This is a genomic window from Kosakonia sp. R1.Fl (assembly GCF_023516815.1).
Lineage (GTDB): Bacteria > Pseudomonadota > Gammaproteobacteria > Enterobacterales > Enterobacteriaceae > Kosakonia.
The window spans coordinates 398,098-420,110 of record NZ_JAMGSQ010000001.1; the positions used below are offsets into that span (position 1 = coordinate 398,098).

Annotated in this window: 20 protein-coding genes; 11 read left to right on the forward strand and 9 right to left on the reverse strand. The window is 55.1% G+C overall.

From position 1 onward, the window contains the following. Positions 1 to 123: 123 nt before the first annotated feature. The 4 genes from pgk to tkt form a co-directional block, all read right to left on the reverse strand. On the reverse strand, positions 124 to 1,287 hold the full coding sequence (gene pgk, locus M8Q36_RS01875) for a phosphoglycerate kinase (protein WP_017457593.1): 1,164 nt from the start codon (positions 1,285 to 1,287) through the stop codon (positions 124 to 126). 48 nt (positions 1,288 to 1,335) lie between these two features. Continuing rightward, on the reverse strand, positions 1,336 to 2,355 hold the full coding sequence (gene epd, locus M8Q36_RS01880) for an erythrose-4-phosphate dehydrogenase (protein ID WP_249879846.1): 1,020 nt from the start codon (positions 2,353 to 2,355) through the stop codon (positions 1,336 to 1,338). Between the two features lie 353 nt (positions 2,356 to 2,708). Beyond that, on the reverse strand, positions 2,709 to 3,458 hold the full coding sequence (locus M8Q36_RS01885; protein WP_249879847.1) for a phage antirepressor KilAC domain-containing protein: 750 nt from the start codon (positions 3,456 to 3,458) through the stop codon (positions 2,709 to 2,711). Between the two features lie 309 nt (positions 3,459 to 3,767). Further along, the gene (gene tkt, locus M8Q36_RS01890) at positions 3,768 to 5,759 is read right to left on the reverse strand and encodes a transketolase (protein ID WP_249879848.1); all 1,992 of its coding nucleotides are present in this window, start codon (positions 5,757 to 5,759) and stop codon (positions 3,768 to 3,770) included. Between the two features lie 279 nt (positions 5,760 to 6,038). Here tkt and loiP point away from each other — a divergent pair, with 279 nt between their 5' ends. Next, positions 6,039 to 6,797, forward strand: coding sequence for a metalloprotease LoiP (gene loiP / locus M8Q36_RS01895; protein ID WP_249879849.1), 759 nt, complete (start codon positions 6,039 to 6,041; stop codon positions 6,795 to 6,797). Between the two features lie 284 nt (positions 6,798 to 7,081). Here the strand turns inward: loiP and speA are convergent, their stop codons facing one another. The 3 genes from speA to yqgG form a co-directional block, all read right to left on the reverse strand. Next, positions 7,082 to 9,058 (reverse strand): biosynthetic arginine decarboxylase, encoded by a 1,977-nt coding sequence (gene speA, locus M8Q36_RS01900; protein ID WP_249879850.1) that lies wholly within the window; start codon positions 9,056 to 9,058, stop codon positions 7,082 to 7,084. Between the two features lie 8 nt (positions 9,059 to 9,066). Continuing rightward, a complete protein-coding gene (gene yqgB, locus M8Q36_RS25540) occupies positions 9,067 to 9,249 on the reverse strand; it encodes an acid stress response protein YqgB (RefSeq protein WP_502825464.1) in 183 nt (60 codons plus the stop codon). A 94-nt stretch (positions 9,250 to 9,343) separates the two neighbouring features. Beyond that, the gene (yqgG, locus tag M8Q36_RS25545) at positions 9,344 to 9,487 is read right to left on the reverse strand and encodes a small protein YqgG (protein WP_419177757.1); all 144 of its coding nucleotides are present in this window, start codon (positions 9,485 to 9,487) and stop codon (positions 9,344 to 9,346) included. A 439-nt stretch (positions 9,488 to 9,926) separates the two neighbouring features. Here yqgG and metK point away from each other — a divergent pair, with 439 nt between their 5' ends. The 8 genes from metK to ruvX all read left to right on the forward strand — a co-directional run bounded on the left by metK (position 9,927) and on the right by ruvX (position 17,126). Beyond that, complete coding sequence (gene metK / locus M8Q36_RS01910; protein ID WP_017457586.1) at positions 9,927 to 11,081, forward strand: methionine adenosyltransferase; 1,155 nt, start codon at positions 9,927 to 9,929, stop codon at positions 11,079 to 11,081. A gap of 402 nt (positions 11,082 to 11,483) precedes the next feature. After that, positions 11,484 to 12,878 (forward strand): sugar porter family MFS transporter, encoded by a 1,395-nt coding sequence (locus M8Q36_RS01915; RefSeq protein ID WP_249879851.1) that lies wholly within the window; start codon positions 11,484 to 11,486, stop codon positions 12,876 to 12,878. A gap of 81 nt (positions 12,879 to 12,959) precedes the next feature. Then, complete coding sequence (locus tag M8Q36_RS01920; RefSeq protein WP_249879852.1) at positions 12,960 to 13,466, forward strand: SprT family zinc-dependent metalloprotease; 507 nt, start codon at positions 12,960 to 12,962, stop codon at positions 13,464 to 13,466. 87 nt (positions 13,467 to 13,553) lie between these two features. Continuing rightward, on the forward strand, positions 13,554 to 14,252 hold the full coding sequence (gene endA / locus M8Q36_RS01925) for a deoxyribonuclease I (protein ID WP_249879853.1): 699 nt from the start codon (positions 13,554 to 13,556) through the stop codon (positions 14,250 to 14,252). Between the two features lie 81 nt (positions 14,253 to 14,333). After that, positions 14,334 to 15,065, forward strand: coding sequence for a 16S rRNA (uracil(1498)-N(3))-methyltransferase (gene rsmE / locus M8Q36_RS01930; protein ID WP_249879854.1), 732 nt, complete (start codon positions 14,334 to 14,336; stop codon positions 15,063 to 15,065). Positions 15,066 to 15,078: 13 nt separating this feature from the next. Next, positions 15,079 to 16,026, forward strand: coding sequence for a glutathione synthase (gene gshB / locus M8Q36_RS01935; RefSeq protein WP_097406108.1), 948 nt, complete (start codon positions 15,079 to 15,081; stop codon positions 16,024 to 16,026). Between the two features lie 120 nt (positions 16,027 to 16,146). Beyond that, positions 16,147 to 16,710, forward strand: a complete 564-nt coding sequence (locus M8Q36_RS01940) for a YqgE/AlgH family protein (protein ID WP_017457580.1) — start codon at positions 16,147 to 16,149, stop codon at positions 16,708 to 16,710. Next, entirely contained in the window at positions 16,710 to 17,126 is a 417-nt protein-coding gene (ruvX, locus tag M8Q36_RS01945) for a Holliday junction resolvase RuvX (protein WP_017457579.1), read from the forward strand. Before M8Q36_RS01940 ends, ruvX begins: the two co-directional genes overlap by 1 nt. A 152-nt stretch (positions 17,127 to 17,278) precedes the next feature. Here ruvX and M8Q36_RS01950 read toward each other — a convergent pair whose 3' ends face one another. Beyond that, positions 17,279 to 17,971 carry an IclR family transcriptional regulator domain-containing protein gene (locus M8Q36_RS01950; RefSeq protein WP_249879855.1) on the reverse strand — a complete coding sequence of 231 codons (693 nt, stop codon included), beginning with the start codon at positions 17,969 to 17,971 and terminating at the stop codon, positions 17,279 to 17,281. Between the two features lie 66 nt (positions 17,972 to 18,037). Between M8Q36_RS01950 and M8Q36_RS01955 the strand changes: the two genes are divergently transcribed. Next, positions 18,038 to 20,296, forward strand: a complete 2,259-nt coding sequence (locus M8Q36_RS01955) for an FAD-dependent oxidoreductase (protein ID WP_249879856.1) — start codon at positions 18,038 to 18,040, stop codon at positions 20,294 to 20,296. Here the strand turns inward: M8Q36_RS01955 and M8Q36_RS01960 are convergent. Beyond that, positions 20,293 to 21,273, reverse strand: a complete 981-nt coding sequence (locus M8Q36_RS01960) for a type IV pilus twitching motility protein PilT (protein WP_249879857.1) — start codon at positions 21,271 to 21,273, stop codon at positions 20,293 to 20,295. The two genes, M8Q36_RS01955 and M8Q36_RS01960, sit on opposite strands and share 4 nt — an antisense overlap. A gap of 17 nt (positions 21,274 to 21,290) precedes the next feature. Between M8Q36_RS01960 and M8Q36_RS01965 the strand changes: the two genes are divergently transcribed. Continuing rightward, a complete protein-coding gene (locus M8Q36_RS01965) occupies positions 21,291 to 21,995 on the forward strand; it encodes a YggS family pyridoxal phosphate-dependent enzyme (protein WP_249879858.1) in 705 nt (234 codons plus the stop codon). Positions 21,996 to 22,013: the final 18 nt, after the last annotated feature.

Sequence of the window (22,013 nt, forward strand, 5' to 3'; positions counted from 1 at the left end):
ATTCAGTTCCTGATGATTCACTCCGTTGCCGCCTTGATGCAACTTGAATGATTTTGTGTAGAGAATTAAAGCGAGCCCGAAAGCGCGCTGAAAACAGGGCAGGTTTCCCTGCCCTTGAATGTCTTACTTCTTAGCGCGCTCTTCGAGCATGGCTACTGCCGGCAGTACTTTGCCTTCCACAAATTCGAGGAACGCGCCACCGCCAGTGGAGATGTAGGAAATCTTGTCAGAGATACCAAACAGGTCAATCGCCGCCAGAGTGTCACCGCCGCCTGCGATGGAGAACGCGTCGCTGTCTGCAATCGCGTTAGCCACAATTTCGGTACCTTTACGGAAGTTCGGGAATTCAAACACGCCAACCGGACCGTTCCACAAAATAGTTTTGGCGTTTTTCAGGATTTCAGCCAGTTTTTGTGCAGAAACGTCGCCCAGATCCAGAATTTGCTCATCATCTTTGATGTCAGAAACAGATTTCAGGGTCGCAGTTGCGGTTTCAGAGAACTCAGTCGCAACGCGAACATCTGTCGGGACCGGGATATCGCAAGTACCGAGCAGGCGTTTGGCTTCATCAACCAGGTCGGCTTCATAGAGGGATTTACCAACGTTGTGGCCTTGCGCAGCAACGAAGGTGTTAGCAATGCCGCCGCCAACAATCAGTTGGTCAGCGATTTTGGACAGAGAATCCAGAACGGTCAGTTTAGTGGAAACTTTAGAACCACCAACGATAGCAACCATCGGACGAGCCGGTTCTTTCAGCGCTTTACCCAGCGCTTCCAGTTCGTCTGCCAGCAGCGGGCCTGCGCAAGCGACATCAGCAAATTTACCGATACCATGCGTAGACGCCTGAGCGCGGTGCGCAGTACCGAATGCGTCCATCACGAACACGTCGCACAGTGCAGCATATTTTTTAGATAGTGCTTCGTCGTCTTTCTTCTCACCTTTGTTAAAGCGAACGTTTTCCAGAACGACCAGCTCACCCGCAGCAACTTCTACGCCGTCCAGGTAATCTTTAACCAGGCGAACCGGGTTGGACAGTTTGTCTTTCAGATAGTTAACAACCGGCAGCAGAGAGAATTCTTCGTTGTACTCGCCTTCGGTCGGACGACCCAGGTGGGAAGTCACCATTACTTTCGCACCCTGCTTCAGCGCCAGTTCAATGGTCGGCAGAGAAGCACGAATACGCGCGTCGCTGGTCACTTTGCCATCTTTAACCGGCACGTTCAGATCAGCACGGATGAAAACGCGTTTACCAGCCAGATCCAGATCGGTCATCTTAATTACAGACATGGTGAATCCTCTCAATGATTCTTAAAGTTTTGCGAGCGCTGTTGCGCCCTACCTGAAACCAATAGCCGCCATTGCTAACGTCGTGTCGAGCATTCGGTTAGCAAAGCCCCATTCGTTATCGCACCATACCAGGGTTTTAATCAGGTGCGCGCCACTGACCCGTGTCTGCGTGCCATCAACAATGGCACTGTGCGGATCGTGGTTAAAATCGGTTGAAACCAACGGTAATTCCGTATAGTCAACTATACCATGAAATGTTCCCTGCGCTGCTTTTTGCAGCAACGCATTGACTTCACTGGATTTTACCGGTTTCTTCACCGTTACACTCAGATCGATAGCGGTGACATTAATTGTCGGCACACGTACCGCTATCGCTTCAAATCTGTCATTAAACTGCGGAAAAATTCTCGTGATGCCAGCCGCCAGTTTGGTATCCACGGGGATGATGGACTGGCTGGCCGCGCGCGTACGCCGCAAGTCGGGGTGATAGGCGTCAATCACTTGCTGGTCGTGCATCGCCGAGTGAATCGTTGTCACGGTTCCTGACTCAATGCCATACGCATCGTCGAGTAGTTTTATGACCGGAATAATACAGTTCGTCGTACAGGACGCGTTAGATACCAGCAGGTCAGTGGCTCGCAGTGTGTTTTGGTTAACGCCAAAAACAATCGTTGCATCAAGGTCGTGGCTACCAGGATGGGAAAAGAGCACTTTTTTCGCGCCCGCCGCCAGATGCGCCTCGCCATCTTCACGGTTGCCATACACGCCTGTACAGTCGAGCACCACATCGACGCCTAACTCACGCCACGGCAACGCGTCGATAGCACGCTCATGCAGGATGCGAATAACGTCATCGCCGACAATCAGTTGTTCACGCTCCTGGCGAACATCCCATGCGAAACGTCCATGGCTGGTGTCATATTTCAACAAATGTGCCATGCCCACGGCATCGGCCAGTTCGTTGATTGCCACCACGGTGATTTCCGCCCGACGCCCGGATTCATATAAAGCACGAACCACATTGCGCCCGATGCGACCGAAACCATTAATCGCTATGCGTACGGTCATAACTCTCCTGCAAGGCTAGCCAGCCTGAAGTGGATGACAGAGTAATCCAGCAACCACAGAAGGGGAATCCTCGCCTGCTTAAACTGCGTCTGTTTGATTATTTGTCGAACATTTAGCCGACTGAAACGATTCAGCTAGAATAAGCGAAACATGGAATAAAAGGAATGATTGTCCAGACGGTTTCGCCAGTAATCTGACCTGCATCACATTTTCACTGGAATAATTGGCGCGTCCGAAGGGCTTGTTGCTGAGGTTAAGAATTAACAGAAAGGGGAACAAGCGCAACAACGCATCCCTGCGTGATGTGTTGATAAAGGAAGATTGATCCCGGCAAAACGCTTTACTGGGGATGATTAAAACCAGCTACGTTCCGCTGTTTTTGGTTCGGTGCGCTCTGCGCGCGGCATCTCTACCGGCAGCGAGGAGAGTTGTTTAGCCCACAGATCGGCTACCCACTTCACGCCCCTGGCGGTAAAACGCGCCTGAGACCAGCTACGCTTGTTTTCCCCTACGCCGCCATGGACGGTAAAGTAGCCCGCATCGATATGGTACTGCGGCGGCATCAGCGCACCGTCGACGCGCTGCATGATGTTGCGTTCAAGCAAAAAGCTCCGGAACAGAGACTCCTTCACCCGCAGCATCTTACAAAGCTGTCGGAAACCAAGCGACTCCTCAACCCTGACATACCGGTCAAAAAACTCCGCCTTTGGGGCAGAAACGGCAAGCAGCGCTTCCGCACGCTGACGCTTTTCATACTGTTCGGCCCACGCGCGCGCCGCGGCTGCGGGATTAGTGAAATCGGGCAGACTGATATCCTTTTCTTTCTCCTGCCAGCGATCGAGCATCTCTGCAGTAAAGCCTGGCGAGAGGCGCGAAACCGTCAGCAGTGAGTCCCGCTTATTGAGCAAAAACTCCTGTCGCATCTCACCTTCCCGCTCATACATATGTTCGTTCACCGGCTGGGAGAGTCGTTGCGCAGTCTCCAGGCTTTTCACCATCCGTTTCACTTCGGTGTGAGTCAAGCCTGTCAACTTTGCGATTTCGCGGCTGCTGACCGTCGCCAGAGCCTGTTGGGAATTGAAATTTTCACCAGGAATTACCATAGGTTCACTCCTTACACATACTCACCCTGGATAATCTGTAGAATTATTATACGACTTACTGTACAAATATCCAGTATATTTTTTATGCATAAATCAACGGCGTAGAGTTTGTTCTGTAAAAAGAGGGCTAAAAATGGGAAGTAAACGGCTGGAGACGCTAACGCAGCGGTATGGCTGATTGAGGGGGATAGGGGGATAAAACTATGTTTAGCTGGCCTGCAAATCTGTAGCCTTGATAAAACCCAGGCACAATGGGAAATGGTGGTCATGCTGGCCCGGCAGGCGTTGCGCCGCCGGGCCAGAGGATGATTACAGCAGCGCTTTCGCTTTTGCTACAACATTGTCGACGGTGAAACCAAACTCCTCGAACAGCTGCTCTGCCGGGGCGGACTCACCAAAGGTGGTCATACCGACGATAGCGCCGTTCAGGCCGACATATTTGTACCAGAAGTCAGCAATACCGGCTTCAATCGCCACACGAGCGGAGACCGCTTTCGGCAGTACGGACTCACGGTAAGCCGCATCCTGTTTGTCGAATGCGTCGGTGGACGGCATGGAAACCACGCGCGCTTTCACGCCTTCGGCAGAGAGTTTTTCCCACGCCGAGACAGCCAGCTCAACTTCAGAGCCGGTGGCAATCAGGATCAGCTGCGGCTGACCTGCGCAATCTTTCAGTACGTACGCACCGCGGGCGATATCTGCCAGCTGCTGCGCGGTACGCTCCTGCTGCGCCAGGTTCTGGCGGGAGAGGATCAGCGCAGTTGGGCCGTCATGGCGCTCAACACCGTATTTCCACGCCACTGCAGATTCTACCTGGTCACACGGACGCCAGGTGCTGACGTTCGGAGTAACGCGCAGGGAAGCGACCTGCTCTACCGGCTGGTGAGTCGGGCCGTCTTCGCCCAGACCAATCGAGTCGTGGGTGTAAACCAGCACCTGACGCTGTTTCATCAGCGCTGCCATACGCACCGCATTACGGGCATATTCAACGAACATCAGGAAGGTGGAGGTGTACGGCAGGAAACCGCCGTGCAGAGCGATACCGTTAGCAATCGCGGTCATGCCGAATTCGCGCACGCCGTAGTGAATGTAGTTACCGGCAGCGTCTTCGTTAATCGCTTTCGAACCGGACCAGAGAGTCAGGTTCGAAGGTGCCAGGTCAGCGGAACCGCCGAGGAACTCCGGCAGCAGCGGACCGAAGGCTTCGATAGCATTTTGAGAGGCTTTACGGCTGGCGATTTTCGCCGGATTGGCCTGCAGCTTTTCAACAAAGGCCTGCGCTTTAGCGTCGAAATCAGACGGCAGCTCGCCTTTCATACGGCGGGTGAATTCAGCCGCTTCCTGCGGGAAGGCTTTTGCGTAAGCAGCGAACTTGTCGTTCCACGCCGCTTCTTTCGCCTGGCCTGCTTCTTTTGCATCCCATCGCGCATAGATTTCAGACGGGATTTCAAACGGTGCGTATTTCCAGCCAAGCTGCTCACGGGTCAGCGCGATTTCCGCATCGCCCAGCGGCGCACCGTGGGAGTCGTGGGTACCGGCTTTGTTCGGCGAACCGAAACCGATGATAGTTTTGCACATCAACAGGGACGGTTTATCCGTCACGCTGCGGGCTTCTTCAACGGCGCGTTTGATGGCGTCTGCGTTGTGGCCGTCAATGCCACGAACCACGTGCCAGCCATAGGCTTCAAAGCGTTTCGCCGTATCGTCGGTAAACCAACCTTCCACGTGACCATCAATGGAGATGCCGTTGTCATCATAGAACGCCACCAGTTTGCCCAGCTTCAGCGTACCGGCCAGCGAGCAGGCTTCGTGGGAGATGCCTTCCATCATGCAACCGTCGCCCATAAAGGCGTAGGTGAAGTGGTCAACAATGTCATGCCCAGGACGGTTGAACTGCGCTGCGAGAGTCTTCTCAGCAATCGCCATACCTACCGCGTTGGCAATGCCCTGGCCCAGTGGACCGGTAGTGGTTTCAACCCCTGCGGTGTAACCCACTTCCGGGTGGCCCGGCGTTTTTGAGTGCAGTTGACGGAAGTTCTGCAGTTCGGACATCGGCAGATCGTAGCCGGTGAGGTGCAGCAGGCTGTAAATCAGCATTGAGCCGTGGCCGTTAGACAGCACAAAGCGGTCACGGTCAGCCCAGGCCGGATTTGTCGGGTTATGGTTCAGAAAATCACGCCACAGCACTTCGGCGATATCGGCCATCCCCATCGGGGCTCCCGGGTGACCGGATTTGGCTTTCTGTACCGCGTCCATGCTCAGCGCACGAATAGCATTAGCAAGCTCTTTACGTGAGGACATTTTGACTCCAGATCGGACTGTTAAGGGCTGTTCCCGTAACGACTTGACGACAGCGCGTTTTGGGCTACGCCGGAAAAAAGTGCCAACAATGTAACCCAAGCGACAAGTCATGTACATGGAGCATCCTTTTGCCGATTCAGAAATCTCTGGAAGCTGCTCGCATGTTGCGCAATCTCCTCGCCCGCCTTCTGTTCTGTTCCTTATACTTAGGCTCACCACCGGTTCGCCTGAATTGGTGTATGAACAGAATAGCTATCCAATCATTGCGGAAGAGAACAAATGAAAATTCGCCCAGCCCTGCTTGCTCTGGGAATGACCACCCTGCTTGCCGGGTGTCAGAACATGAACTCCAACGGTTTTCTCAGCTCAGGAGCGGAAGCGTTCCAGGCCTACACGTTGAGCGACGCGCAGGTAAAAGCGCTAAGCGATGACGCCTGTAAGCAGATGGACAGCAAAGCGACTATCGCCCCGGCGAGCAGCCCGTACACGCAGCGTTTGAATAAAATTGCCACCGCTCTGGGTGACAACATCAATGGCCAGCCGGTGAACTACAAAGTCTACGTGGCGAAAGACGTCAACGCCTTCGCCATGGCGAATGGCTGCATCCGTGTTTACAGTGCGCTGATGGACATGATGACCGATAACGAAGTTGAAGCGGTGATTGGCCACGAAATGGGCCACGTGGCGCTAGGCCATGTGAAGAAAGGCATGCAGGTTGCGCTCGGCACCAATGCGGTGCGCGCGGCGGCGGCCTCCGCCGGCGGGATTGTGGGCAGCTTGTCGCAGTCGCAGCTTGGCGCACTGGGCGAGCAACTGGTTAACTCCCAGTTCTCCCAGCGCCAGGAAGCCGAAGCGGATGACTACTCTTATGACCTGCTGCGCAAACGCGGCATCAGTCCAGCCGGGTTAGCCACCAGCTTCGAAAAACTGGCGAAGATGGAAGAAGGCCGTCAGAGTTCGATGTTTGACGATCACCCCGCCTCGGCTGAGCGTGCGCAGCATATCCGCGATCGCATGGCGGCAGATGGCATTAATTAATGCATTGGGAGGCAATCTTGCCTCCCTTTTTTCTATGACTGAAAGCGCCTCTCGCTGAACGAAGCAGAGTGACTGCCGCATTGCGCCGTTATCACAGGATCACTACACGTTGTTCCTTCCCGGCCTCTTTGATCCATCTGCGGCGATGCAAAGGAAGCAGATCGCGAGTAACACCGCTTTCGCGCAACGCTTCTGGCATAGAGCCTTAGAGAAAAAAATCCCTTCCGCACCGTGCTGGCGAGGAAGGGATTCAGTTCGTTACCGGTCAGACGCTATAACCTGCGTTATTCGTCTTCCAGATAGGTGTAGCCATAAAGCCCGGCTTCGAACTCTTCGAGGAACTGCTGTTGCAGCGTCTCATCAAGCCCGGTCTGTTTCACCTGATCCCGGAACTGCGTCAGCAGCGTGTTCGGATCGAGCTGCACGTACTGCAGCATATCCGCCACGGTGTCGCCTTCATCAGAAAGCTCCACTTCAACGCTACCATCCGGGAAGACAAACACGTCCACCGCTTCGGTATCGCCGAACAGGTTATGCATGTTACCAAGGATCTCCTGGTAAGCACCGACCATAAAGAAGCCCAGCATCGGCGGGTTCTCCGGATCGTATTCCGGCATCGGCATGGTGGTCGCAATCCCGTCGCCATCCACGTAGTGATCGATAGCGCCATCGGAATCACAGGTGATATCCAGCAGCACGGCACGGCGTTCCGGCGCGTGATTCAACCCTTCTAACGGCAGAACCGGGAACAACTGATCGATCCCCCACGCATCCGGCATCGACTGGAACAGCGAGAAGTTGACGTACATTTTGTCCGCCATGCGCTCCTGCAACTCATCAATAATCGGACGATGCGCGCGATTGCTCGGATCGAGTTGCTTCTGCACTTCGTGGCACATATTCAGATAAAGCTGCTCGGCCCACGCGCGCTCTTGCAGGCTGAATGTGCCAGAAGAGTAACCGACATGGATATCGTGCAGATCCATCTGGCTGTCGTGCAGCCATTCGCGCAGCGAACGACGCGTACCCGGCTCATGCATCTCCTGCCAGGTTTCCCACATGCTTTGCAAAGCGCGCGGCGCATCTTCGGCCGGTGGGATCGCTGGCGTGTATTCGTTACGCTCAACACCAATAATGTTGGAAACCAGCACGGTATGGTGTGCGGTTACGGCACGGCCGGATTCGGTGATCACCGTCGGGTGCGGCAGACCGTGCTCCTCGCAAGCATCGCCAATCGCCCAAATGATGTTGTTGGCATATTCGTTCAGGCCATAGTTCACTGAACAATCGGACTGGGAACGCGTACCTTCATAGTCCACGCCCAGACCGCCGCCCACGTCAAAGCACTGAATATTGACGCCAAGCTTGTGCAGTTCAACATAAAAGCGCGCCGATTCGCGCACGCCAGTGGCGATATCACGAATGTTCGCCATCTGCGAACCGAGGTGGAAATGCAGCAGTTGAATGCTGTCTAAGCGTCCGCGCTCACGCAGGATTTCCACCAGTTGCAGTACCTGGGTCGCCGCCAGACCGAATTTGGATTTTTCGCCACCGGAGGACTGCCATTTACCGGAACCCTGCGATGCCAGACGCGCACGCACGCCAAGACGCGGTACCACGTTCAGGCGCTCGGCTTCTTCCAGCACAATGGCGATTTCGGTCATTTTCTCAATCACCAGATAGACCTTATGGCCCATCTTCTCGCCAATCAGCGCGAGGCGAATGTATTCACGGTCTTTATAACCATTACACACAATCACCGAACGGGTCATGCCCGCATGCGCCAAAACCGCCATCAGTTCCGCTTTGGAGCCCGCTTCCAGCCCCAGCGGTTCGCCGGAATGGATCAGCGACTCAATCACGCGGCGATGCTGGTTCACCTTGATCGGGTAAACCAGGAAATAGTCACCGTTGTAACCGTAAGATTCACGCGCACGTTTGAAGGCGGCGTTAATCGAACGCAGACGGTGTTGCAGGATCTGCGGGAAACAGAACAGCGCGGGCAGACGTTGCCCCTGCGCTTCACGCGCTTTCACCAGCTGCGCCAGGTCGACACGGGCTTCTGGGACATCCGGATCCGGGCAAACGCTGATATGGCCCAGCTCGTTGACGTCGTAGTAATTATTGCCCCACCAGGCAATGTTATAAGTACGAAGCATCTTGCTGGCTTCCTGGGAGCTCATCGCAACCTCCTGCATGGAACGTAGTACACCCTGTTCGCCTGCTGACGAAGGCGAAAACGAAGACATGTCGTCAGACATAACGAACCTCAATAGATGAAAGTGTATACCCTGTGCATATCACGACGCCCAAAGGCGACCGCGCGAAAATGCATGCGGATAAAATAGTTGACTACTATCGCAGTGACACATAGCGATAACAACCCATAAACAGTCTGACTTTTCAGCGAAATATGCTGAAGCACCGACTGTGCGACCGGTTTCTTATTCATATCATTGTAAAACACGTATCGGGACTCGAGTATGACAGCCCGGCGAAACCACGAGAAAACCCCCTGATCTAACAGGAGAGCCCTTGTTCAGTTATCACAATGCCTTACCGGCCCTGGAGTCCTGAGAAGCGCCGAAATGGGTATAACATCGGCAGGTTTGCAGATTTGAAATGCAGGTTGCGGGGAATAAACGCACGTCAGAACGACGCGACAGGTCCTGTAGAAAACAGCGCTTCATTATCTCTTATCACCTCCACGCAAGCCGTTAAGACCCGCGACAAGCCAAAGCCATTAAATTCACTGCTTAACCCGGCTGGAAGTGGCGACACAGCGTTTCTGCCGTGCGCTTTTTTAATGAGCCGCGCGCGGCGTTTTATACCGAGAACGGGGTGAAAATGCAAAATAAAAAAGCTGTGTTTGCCGCATTGCCAGGAAAATTTTCCGTCACTATTTGTGACAGGATGTGGCGAACATCAAAAAACGCTGGCAATAAGGTCAAGAGTTAACCTAGAATAGCCATCCAGATGTTAATCCGTCCATACGTGAAGAATGTATGCGCAGAACCGATTAACACGCAGACTTCATGTGTCACCTTCTGCAGTCCGCGTCCGCCAGACGCGAAGACCTCCGGACACAGAATTCGAGCTAACCGTATTACTCCAGGGTGAAAACTTACTATGGCAAAACACCTTTTTACGTCCGAGTCCGTCTCTGAAGGGCATCCTGACAAAATCGCTGACCAAATTTCCGATGCCGTGCTGGACGCTATCCTCGAGCAGGATCCGAAAGCACGCGTTGCTTGTGAAACCTACGTCAAAACCGGCATGGTGCTGGTAGGTGGCGAAATCACCACCAGCGCGTGGGTAGATATCGAAGAGATCACCCGTAACACCGTACGTGAAATCGGCTATGTGCATTCGGACATGGGCTTTGACGCGAACTCCTGCGCCGTACTGAGCGCAATTGGTAAACAGTCTCCGGATATCAACCAGGGTGTTGACCGTGCAGACCCGCTGGAACAGGGCGCTGGCGACCAGGGGCTGATGTTTGGCTATGCGACCAATGAAACCGACGTGCTAATGCCAGCACCGATCACCTATGCTCACCGTCTGGTTCAGCGCCAGGCTGAAGTGCGTAAAAACGGCACGCTGCCGTGGCTGCGTCCGGACGCGAAAAGCCAGGTGACGTTCCAGTACGACGACGGCAAAATCGTCGGCATCGACGCGGTAGTTCTGTCTACTCAGCACGCAGAAGATATCGATCAGAAATCCCTGCAAGAAGCGGTGATGGAAGAGATCATCAAACCGATCCTGCCGACCGAATGGCTGAACGCCTCAACCAAATTCTTCATCAACCCGACGGGCCGTTTCGTTATCGGTGGCCCAATGGGCGACTGCGGTCTGACCGGGCGTAAAATCATCGTTGATACCTACGGCGGCATGGCTCGTCACGGCGGCGGTGCATTCTCCGGTAAAGATCCATCAAAAGTTGACCGTTCTGCGGCATATGCTGCGCGTTACGTTGCGAAAAACATCGTTGCGGCAGGCCTTGCCGATCGCTGTGAAATCCAGGTTTCTTACGCTATCGGCGTGGCTGAACCGACCTCCATCATGGTGGAAACGTTCGGTACGGAGAAAATTGCCATCGAACAGCTGACGCTGCTGGTGCGCGAGTTCTTCGATCTGCGTCCGTACGGCCTGATCCAGATGCTGGATCTGCTGCACCCGATCTACAAACAAACCGCCGCATACGGTCACTTTGGTCGTGAAACATTCCCATGGGAAAAAACCGACAAAGCGGCGCTGCTGCGTGAAGCTGCCGGTCTGGAATAATTCTCTGACCGCGTTGCTGTTCAGGCCAGCCTTATGCTGGCCTTTTTATTTTTGACACCTGTTCATTCCGCCGCGATTTTTTCCATCGCCTATACTCACTTATCCCACACCGTATTTATCTGAAAGCGATTACACCGCTGCGCTTCGCTGATTTTTCAGACTTTTCCTTTTGAAAAACGAACATAACATGACTGTTACATTCCGTTTCGGTTTAGTCTGAAACTCACTGCGCCCCCTCTCCTTTACCGCCCAACAATTCTATAATAATTAACACTTTTATTTACATTGACGGCCTTATTGCAATGTAACCGATTACACTCATGTGATGTAAATCACGTATTTTTAGTGATGAGTGGCCTACCTTTTACATCGAAAAAACCAATGACATGAATGGAGGGCATAATGCCTGACAATAAAAAACAGGGGTATTCAAACAAGGCAATGACCTTCTTTGTTTGTTTCCTCGCTGCACTGGCAGGACTGCTTTTTGGCCTGGATATTGGGGTAATCGCTGGTGCGTTGCCCTTTATTACCAAAGATTTTCAGATTAGCGCACACACGCAGGAGTGGGTGGTCAGCTCAATGATGTTCGGTGCCGCCGTTGGCGCTGTCGGCAGCGGCTGGCTCTCCTGGCGCCTGGGGCGTAAAAAAAGCCTGATGATTGGCGCAGTCTTGTTTGTCATCGGTTCGCTCTGTTCTGCGGCAGCACCAAACGTGGAAGTGCTGATTATTTCCCGCGTACTGCTCGGTCTGGCGGTTGGTATTGCCTCTTACACCGCGCCGCTGTATCTCTCTGAAATCGCGCCGGAAAAAATTCGCGGCAGCATGATTTCTATGTATCAGTTGATGATCACTATCGGGATTTTGGGCGCTTATCTCTCTGACACCGCGTTCAGCTACAGCGGCGCATGGCGCTGGATGCTGGGCGTCATCATCATTCCGGCGATTTTGCTGCTGATTGGCGTGTTCTTCCTGCCGGACAGCCCGCGCTGGTTTGCCGCCAAGCGCCGCTTCCATGACGCCGAACGCGTGTTGTTACGCCTGCGCGATACCAGCGCCGAAGCGAAAAACGAGCTGGAAGAGATCCGCGAAAGCCTGCAGGTAAAACAGACCGGCTGGGCGTTGTTCAAAGAGAACAGCAACTTCCGCCGCGCGGTGTTCCTTGGCGTGTTGTTGCAGGTGATGCAGCAGTTCACCGGGATGAACGTCATCATGTATTACGCGCCGAAGATCTTTGAACTGGCGGGCTACACCAATACCACTGAGCAGATGTGGGGCACGGTGATCGTCGGTCTGACTAACGTACTGGCGACCTTTATTGCCATCGGTCTTGTCGATCGCTGGGGACGCAAACCCACGCTGGTGCTGGGCTTCCTGGTGATGGCGGCTGGTATGGGCATTTTGGGCACCATGCTGCATCTGGGTATCCATTCGCCATCGGCACAATACTTTGCTGTCGCCATGTTGCTGATGTTTATTGTTGGCTTTGCCATGAGTGCCGGTCCGTTGATTTGGGTACTGTGTTCCGAAATTCAGCCGCTGAAAGGCCGCGACTTCGGTATCACCTGCTCCACCGCGACCAACTGGATTGCCAACATGATTGTCGGCGCAACCTTCCTGACCATGCTGAACACGCTGGGCAACGCCAACACCTTCTGGGTCTACGGCGGTCTGAACGTCTTGTTCATCGTGCTGACGCTGTGGCTGGTGCCGGAAACAAAACATGTTTCGCTGGAGCACATCGAGCGTAACCTGATGCGTGGCCGCCCGCTGCGCGAAATTGGTTCTCACAACTAACCTTAAAGGCTTCCTCTGCGGAGGAAGCCTTTGCTTTTTGCCTGTTGCACTCCTGCCCCGCCCCACCTATTCTCTGCACTTATGAAAACACCCCGTCTTCCAATCGCTCTTCAGCAAGCCGTGATGCGCAGCCTGCGGGATAAACTCGCGCAAGCGAACCTGAAACTGGGGCGCAACTACCCGGAACCGAAACTGGTATATCAACAGCGCGGCACGGCGGCGGGCACCGCCTGGCTGGCCGATTACGAGATCCGACTTAACCCCGTATTGCTACTCGAAAACCAGCAGGCGTTTATTGAAGAGGTGGTTCCTCACGAACTTGCCCACTTGCTGGTGTGGAAGCACTTTGGTCGCGTCGTGCCGCACGGTAAAGAGTGGAAGTGGATGATGGAGAGCGTGCTCGGTGTGCCCGCTCGCCGCACACATCAGTTCGAACTGGAATCTGTGCGGCCCAATACTTTCCCATACCATTGCAAATGCCAGCAGCACCAGTTAACGGTACGACGACACAACCGGGTGCTGCGCGGCGAAGCGGTTTACCGCTGCGTACACTGCGGCGAGCCGCTGGCTGCTGGCGCGAGTAACTGAATCCATTAAGAAGTTTTCCGCGCGAACTGATTGCATCAGGCAACAGCTTCCGCTACGTTGCGAACTCGTTTTGACAGGGAGTTCGCCATGTTTCGTTTTATCTCACTCTTCTTCGCGCTGATAGCTGTTCCCGCCCTCGCAGCGGACGGCATCAACAGTTTTGCCCAGGCCAAAGCGGCGGGCGTCAAAGTTAACGCCGATGTGCCGGGCGATTTCTACTGCGGCTGTAAAATTAACTGGCAGGGTAAAAAAGGGGTTATCGACCTCGCGTCTTGCGGCTACCAGGTGCGTAAAAACGAAAACCGCGCCAGCCGGGTCGAATGGGAACATGTCATGCCCGCCTGGCAGTTCGGCCATCTGCGCCAGTGCTGGCAGGATGGCGGGCGTAAAAACTGCGCCAAAGATCCGGTGTACCGTAAAATCGAAAGCGATATGCACAACCTGCAACCTGCCGTTGGTGAGGTAAACGGCGATCGCGGCAACTTTATGTACGGTCAATGGAACGGCGGTGAAAGCCAGTACGGTCAGTGCGGCATGAAAATCGATTTCAAAGAAAAACTCGCCGAACCGCCGGTGCGCGCTCGCGGCGCGATTGCCCGTACCTATTTCTATATGCGTGACCAGTACCAGCTCAGCCTTTCACGCCAGCAAACTCAGCTTTTCACCGCCTGGGACAAGCTTTATCCGGTAACCGACTGGGAGTGCAAACGTGACGAGCGCATCGCCAACGTGCAGGGCAACCATAACCCTTACGTGCAGCGCGCTTGCATGGCGCGAAAGAGCTAACCTACACTAGCGGCATTTGTTACAGTCCGCCCCGCCCGTTAATTCCGGCCGGGGCTGCAACCTAAGCGGATTCGAAATACCATGCGCATTCCCCGCATCCACCACCCAGAACTTATCCAGCCAGGCCATGATATCGCCCTCAGCGAAGATGCTGCCAACCATGTCGGACGCGTGCTGCGTATGGGGCCAGGCCAGGCCATTCAGCTTTTCGACGGCTCTAATCAGGTGTTTGAGGCCGAAATTATCCGCGCCGATAAAAAAAACGTGGTGGTGAAAATTCTTGGCAGTGAAGTGGACGATCGTGAATCGCCGCTGCATATTCACCTCGGCCAGGTAATGTCGCGTGGTGAAAAAATGGAATTCACTATCCAGAAATCGATTGAGCTTGGGGTAAGCCTCATTACGCCACTTTTTTCTGAGCGCTGCGGGGTTAAACTGGATGCTGAACGTCTGAACAAGAAGCTTCAGCAGTGGCAAAAAATTGCCGTTGCCGCTTGTGAACAGTGCGGGCGCAATCGGGTGCCGGAAATTCGCCCGGCGATGGATCTCGAAGCCTGGTGCGCCGAAGAGGAAGCAGGCTTAAAGTTGAATCTGCATCCGCGCGCCAGCCAGAGTATCAACACGCTACCGCTGCCCGTTGAACGCGTTCGCTTACTGATTGGCCCGGAGGGCGGGTTATCCGCCGACGAGATTGCGATGACCGCGCGTTATCAGTTCACAGATATTTTGTTAGGCCCCCGTGTGCTACGCACAGAGACTACGGCGCTTACCGCCATCACCGCGCTTCAGGTGCGCTTCGGCGACCTGGGTTGAAAGGAGAAGCAGAATGATCAAGCTCGGCATCGTGATGGATCCCATCGCGGACATCAATATCAAAAAAGACTCCAGCTTCGCCATGCTGCTGGAAGCTCAGCGCCGCGGCTACGAGCTGCACTATATGGAGATGGCGGATCTTTATCTGATCAACGGTGAAGCCCGCGCCCGAACTCGTACGTTGTCCGTCGAACACAATTACGACAAATGGTATGAATTCGGCAGCGAACAGGATCTTGCTCTCGCTGAGCTGGACACCATCCTGATGCGTAAAGATCCGCCGTTCGATACCGAATATATTTATGCGACGTATATCCTTGAACGTGCGGAAGAAAAAGGCACGCTGATCGTTAACAAACCGCAAAGCCTGCGCGACTGCAATGAAAAACTGTTCACCGCCTGGTTCCCGGAATTAACCCCGGAAACGCTGGTCACCCGCAACAAAGCACAACTGAAAGCCTTCTGGCAGAAGCACACCGACATCATTCTTAAGCCGCTGGACGGCATGGGCGGCACCTCAATTTTCCGCGTGAAAGAGGGCGATCCAAACCTCTCGGTTATCGCCGAAACGCTCACCGAGCTGGGTAGCCGCTACTGCATGGCGCAGAACTACCTGCCCGCCATCAAAGATGGCGACAAACGTGTGCTGGTCGTTGATGGCGAACCGGTGCCTTACTGTCTGGCGCGCATTCCGCAGGGCGGTGAAACCCGCGGTAACCTCGCCGCAGGTGGACGCGGCGAACCGCGTCCATTAAGCGAAAGCGACTGGGCTATCGCGCGTAAAGTCGCGCCGGTGCTGAAAGCCAAAGGGTTGATCTTTGTCGGCCTGGATATTATCGGCGATCGCCTGACCGAAATTAACGTCACCAGCCCGACCTGCATACGCGAAATCGAAGCGGAATTCCCGATCTCCATTACCGGTATGTTGATGGACGCTATCGAGAAACGCCTCGGAAAATAACTGTCATAGAAAGGTGCGGGACGGATCCCGCCCCTCGCCAGCTTTGGCTAGTGACAGCACTCCGCTTTCCCCCCATACTAAGCTGTCGCTTTTTTGAACCAGGAAACAGAACCTCTGACAATGAATTTACAGCATCACTTTCTTATTGCCATGCCTGCTCTTCAGGATCCCCTCTTTCGTCGCTCCGTGGTTTACATTTGCGAGTACAACGATGAAGGTGCAATGGGGCTGATTATTAATAAGCCTCTGGAAAACCTGAAAGTGGAAGGTGTTCTGGAAAAACTCAAAATCCAGCCCACAGAACGCGATCCGGCAATCCGCCTGGATAAACCGGTGCTGCTTGGCGGCCCGTTAGCTGAAGATCGCGGTTTTATTCTGCACACGCCACCAGCGGCATTCTCGTCGAGCATTCGCGTGTCGGATAACACCGTGATCACCACCTCGCGCGATGTGCTTGAGACGCTTGGCACGGCAGAGCAACCGAGCGAAGTGCTGGTAGCGCTGGGCTATGCCTCGTGGGAGAAAGGGCAACTCGAGGAGGAGATCCTTGATAACGCCTGGCTCACGGCACCTGCGGATCTCAACATTCTGTTTAAAACGCCGATCGCCGATCGCTGGCGTGAAGCGGCTAAACTTATCGGCATCGATATCTCCACCATGCCAGGCGTGGCGGGACACGCCTGATGAGCGGAACCCTGTTAGCCTTTGATTTCGGCACCAAAAGCATTGGCGTTGCCATCGGGCAGCGCATCACGGGCACGGCTCGCCCGCTCAGCGCGCTGAAAGCGCAGGACGGCACGCCGGACTGGAAGCTTATCGAAAAATTGTTAAAAGAGTGGCAGCCAGAGTCCGTGATTGTGGGTTTGCCGTTGAATATGGACGGCACCGAGCAACCCCTCACCGCCCGTGCCCGTAACTTTGCCAACAAAGTTCATGGTCGTTTTGGCGTACAGGTGACGCTGCATGATGAGCGCTTAAGCACCGTAGAAGCCCGCGCCGGGCTGTTTGAACGCGGCGGTTTTCGCGCGCTCGACAAAGGAAGTGTCGATTCCGCTTCCGCAGTCATCATCCTTGAGAGCTACTTCGAACAACATTTCTGAACCAGCCCCAACCAGCCGTTCTCCCTGTTCCTGACCCGACGAAAGCCGCGACCTGTTCGCGGCTTTCTGCCGATCGTTCTCACAGTTTCTGGCTGTGCTTTTTGCATTTCATTCCGTGTTTCTATAAAAGAAACATTGTGACATTAGCAGCGTCAGGATTTTTCCGTCAGGCGTTCAACCAGCGCGTGAAGTGCCTGCAGTCGTGTGTCCACGACCGCGTCGTCAACGTGCCACATTCCGGCAAAGGCGAGCGCGGCGGAGTGCGCGCCAAGGGGTTTTGCCATCGAGACTTCACCGTCGTCATGGTGCCAGACCACGTGGCCGCGCTCGCGCTGTTCAGCAACATGCGGGCCAAGCAGTCGCCACTGCTCTTCGCTAAAGCGCTGTTGCAGGGTTTCATCACTTTCTGCCGCCAGTAACGCCATGCCGATGACGGACTGCCAGGCCGGAAGCATATGAAAACCAGCCAGCGCCTGGCTGACCTGGCTACCGGGCTCGGAGTGATAGATATAGATCACCTGATCCTCCCAGAGCACACCCATTGCCACCACGATATCTTTCGGGGCATGGCTTTCCAGTAGCGGCAGCGCCTGGGAGAACAGTGCTGAACCACGGATAGCCTGCGCCGCCAGCGCATGAATTCCGGGACCAGGCAGATAGCGACGCTGTGCGTCCTGCATCGTCAGGCCAATAGAAGCCATGGTCATCAACAACCGGTTTACACGGGTTGTGTTAATGCCCATCAGGCGAGCCAGTTCGCGACAGCCAATGGCGCGATCGCTGGAAACCAGATACTGCAGGCATCGAATGCCGTCGATCAGGCTTTGATTGGGTTGTGAAGACATTGCAGGTTCACTTTTCAGGTTGCTCGAAAAACCGATTTTACCGCCAGTAAAGAAGGAAACAAGGTTATGAAAATCTTTCCTCAAACCGATGCCAGAACATTTCCAACGCAGCAACTGCACGCAGACCTGTTAGTTGCGGGTGGCGGGCTGGCGGGGCTTTGCGCCGCGCTGGCGGCAGCGCGAGACGGCCTGCAAGTGGTGCTCGTTCAGGACAGGCCAGTGCTGGGCGGAAATGCCTCCAGCGAAGTGCGTCTGTGGGCCAACGGCGCAACCTCCCATATGGGTAATAATAACCGTTGGGCACGCGAAGGCGGCATCATGGGCGAAATCATGGAAGAGAACCTCTGGCGGAACAAAGAGGGAAATCCGGTGATGTTCGACCTGGTATTGCTGGATCTTGCCAAAAGCCAGCCGGGGCTGACATTGCTACTCAATACCGCCGTCTTTGAGGTCGAAAAAACGGAAAACGCCCTCACTGCGGTAAAAGCCTTCAACCCCATTAACGAAACCTTTTACACCATAAGTGCCGCGCAGTTCTGCGACGCCACCGGCGACGGCGTACTCGGTTTTCTGGCGGGCGCAGAATACCGTGAAGGCGCGGAAGAAGCAGAAGAGCTGGGCGAAAAAATGGCGCCCGGTGACAATTTTGGCCATAAGCTGGGCCACTCCATCTATTTTTACACCAAGCAAACCACCGGGCCGGTCAACTTTGTTCCCCCCTCTTTTGCGCTGAAAGATATCACTGAGATCCCGCGCTATAAGCGCCTGACGTCAACGCTGAACGGCTGCGATTTATGGTGGCTGGAGTGGGGAGGCCGCCTCGATACCGTACACGAAAGTGAAGAGATCAAATGGGAACTGTGGAAGATTGTCTGGGGCGTCTGGGATCACATTAAAAACTCTGGCGAATTCCCTGAAGCCGCCGACATGACTATCGAATGGGTCGGCGCGATCCCCGGAAAACGCGAAAGCCGCCGTTTCCTGGGCGATCATTTGCTGTGCCAACAGGACATTATTGAGCAGCGCGATCACTACGACGCCGTAGGTTATGGCGGTTGGTCGATAGATTTGCACCCGGCGGATGGCGTGTACAGCACCCACGACGGTTGCCGGCAGTTTCACAGCAAAGGCACCTACACCATTCCGTTTCGCAGCCTCTACAGCCGTTCGCTCGATAACTTATTGCTTACCGGGCGGTTGATCTCCGCTTCGCATGTCGCCTTCGGCAGCGCCCGTGTGATGTGTACTTGCGGTCTGTTGGGCGAAGTTGTCGGGCGCGCTGCCGCGCAGTGTAAAGTGCTTAACCTGCTACCGCGTGAGCTGGCGCAGCGCGAGCATATCAGCGCTTTGCAGCAACATTTACAGGCCACTGGCTGTCATATCCCACGCCAGTGGCTGAACGATCCGGCGCAAGGCGCTACCGTCAGCGCCAGCAGCGAATACCAACTGAGCGAGCTGGAACCCAACGGCAGCTGGCAGTCGCTTTCGGAGCGCATGGCGATACTGTTACCCGTACGCGCAGGCGCGCAACTGCCCGAAATGACACTGCGTTTACGGGCATCAACACCGCAGCCACTGGCGGTTTCGCTGCTTGGCAGTGCACGCGCCGGGAACTTCACCCCGGACTATCAATACGACGAAAACGTGCTTCAGGTCTCCGGCGAAGCAGAGCACACCCTGGCCTTCCAGTGGCAAAGCGATCGCGACCAGTATGTGTTTGTCGCTTTCGAAGCGCAGGAAGGTATCGAAATTGCGCTCACGGATACCCACCTGCCGGGCATCATGACGGTCTTTAACAGCCTTAACGCCCGTGTGGCAAAACACACCCGGCAGGTCGCAGATGGCGATTATGGCGTTGACGAGTTCGATTTCTGGCTGCCGCGCCGCCACCCGCAGCAGATCTTCCCTGCCCTGCGTTTCAGCCAGCCACTGAATGGCTGGAGTGCGCAGAATGTCTTAAATGGCCGCTTGCGTCCGGAGCAGCAAATCAACGCATGGACGCCCGCCGCTGATGATGTCGCCCCGGAAATCATCTGGCGCTGGGCGGAGCCGCAGACGTTGCAGCATCTTACGCTGGTACAGGACAACGATTTCGATAACGCGATGGAGTCGGTCCAGATGGGTCATCACTATGCCGTAACGCCGCATTGCATCACGCACTACCGTCTGTGGGCCGATGAACAGCTCCTGGCCGAGGTGGAAAATAACCACCACTCGGTGTGCCAGCACAGGCTGGAAGAACCGCTGACGGTGCGTAGCGTCAGGCTGGAGATCCTGAAAACGGCGGGCGCGCTGCCTGCGGTTTACTCGCTCAACATCCGCTAAAGCCAGCCTTGAAGCACTCGCTGTTGGTGGCTTTGTGCAAAAGTTTGCATTCCCGCCTGTTGCCCGGTTTGCATTACGCCGGGCAACTGGTGGGTTTTGCCTTCGCGGATCAGGCTCGCCACCGCCGGAGAGTTGATCAGCAACTCGAATAACGCCACTCGCCCTCCCCGCTTGTCCGCCTCAAGTTTTTGCGCCAGCACCGCCTGCAGGCTTCCCGCCAGCTGGCTGCGCACAGGATCTTTTTCTTGCGCCGGAAAGGTATCGACCAACCTCTCCACCGCTTGTGCCGCACCGCGCGTATGCAGCGTCGCCAGCACCAGATGCCCGGTTTCTGCGGCGGTCAGCGCCAGACGGATGGTCTCACTGTCGCGCAACTCACCGAGCAGGATCACATCCGGATCCTCACGCAGCGCCGCGCGCAGGCCGTCGGCAAATGACATGCAATGCAGACCCACCTCCCGCTGCTGAATCAGGCAGCGGTTGCTGGTGTGAACAAACTCGATCGGATCTTCCAGCGTCAGAATATGCGCATCGTTATGCTGATTCAGATAATCCACCATGGCTGCCAGAGTGGTGGATTTGCCGCTGCCGGTCGCGCCCGTCACCAGAATCAGGCCATTTTCCCGCCCAAGTAATTCGCTCAACGGCGCAGGGGCATCCAGCTCACTGAGCAGTGGGCAGCTTTGCGGCAACAAGCGTAACGCCAGCGAAACGCCACCGTGACGCGTAAAGGCACCTGCCCGCAGCCTGTGCCCTGCGGCTGTCGTCAGGGCAAAATCGACCTGCCCCCGCTCTCGCCACAGACGCTGCTGAGCCGTATTGAGGTGCAAATCAATCAGCCCGGCGAGATCCGCTATTTCAAACGGCGCGGGTTCCAGACGGCCTTGCTGCCGCCAGCGCGGCACTGAGCCACTGCACAGGTGTAGATCCGAGACATTATGCTTTACACTAAGCGCCACTATTTCTTCTATATCCATATAGCCATCCTGGAATCATGAACGATATTGCGCATAACCTGGCACAGGTCCGGGACAAAATCTCAGCCGCCGCAGCGCGCTGCGGCCGTGCTTCAGAAGAAGTGACATTGCTTGCAGTGAGTAAAACCAAACCTGCGAGCGCTGTCGCAGAAGCGATCGACGCCGGGCAACGTGCTTTTGGCGAAAACTATGTTCAGGAAGGGGTGGATAAAATTAACCACTTCAGGCAACTGGGCGTTCAGGGTCTGCAATGGCACTTTATTGGCCCGTTACAGTCCAACAAAAGCCGTCTGGTGGCGGAGAACTTCGACTGGTGCCACACGGTAGACAGGTTGCGTATTGCCAGTCGTTTAAGCGAGCAGCGCCCGGCAACGTTAGCGCCGCTAAATGTGCTTATCCAAATCAACATCAGCGATGAGCAAAGCAAATCCGGTATTGCTCTCAGCGAGCTGGATGCGCTGGCAGCCCAGGTGACCGGGCTATCTGGTATTTGTCTGCGAGGACTGATGGCGATACCCGCGCCGCAAACAGATTACGAACGCCAGTTTGCCGTGGCACGGCAAATGGCTGTAGCATTTGAGGCGTTGAAAACACGCTATCCGACGGTGGATACCCTGTCGTTGGGCATGTCCGATGATATGACCGCCGCCATTGCGGCGGGAAGCACGATGGTGCGCATTGGTACGGCCATTTTTGGTGCGCGCGATTACACAAAAAATTAAGGAAAACTGAGGAACGCC